1 protein-coding gene is annotated in these 323 nt (G+C 71.8%); it reads left to right on the top strand.

What is annotated here, in order from left to right; genetic code table 11:
• Positions 1-21: 21 nt before the first annotated feature.
• A partial coding sequence (locus DBR22_RS19615; protein ID WP_258229323.1) for a 13E12 repeat family protein occupies positions 22-323 on the top strand: 302 nt, incomplete at its 3' end.

Here is a 323-nt window from a genome sequence, read left to right as displayed (position 1 = left end):
GTCGCTGAATCGGAGCCGCGGATGGCGGCCGTGAAGGCCCTCGCCGCCGCCACATACGTGGAAACTGCGGCGTTGATCGCCGGGCCCCCGACCGTCCCCGGGGACGCCGCAGGGCAGGAGATGGCGGTCCGGGCAGAAGTCGCCTGCGTCCTGACCATTGGGGAGCGGGCCGCGGGTGCGCTCCTGCACCACTCCCTGATGCTGACCACCAGGCTGCCGCTGACCCTGGCCGCCCTCCAGGCAGGGACCATCTCCTGGCAGCACGCCCGGGTGATGGTCGAGGAAGCGGACACCCTTGACCCTGCAGGTGCCGCGGCGTTGGA

Origin of the sequence: Arthrobacter sp. HMWF013, from assembly GCF_003061105.1 — a bacterium.
Classification (GTDB): Bacteria; Actinomycetota; Actinomycetes; order Actinomycetales; family Micrococcaceae; genus Arthrobacter.
The sequence above is the reverse complement of the archived record's forward strand: the minus strand, read 5'-3'. Positions and strand labels throughout refer to the sequence as shown.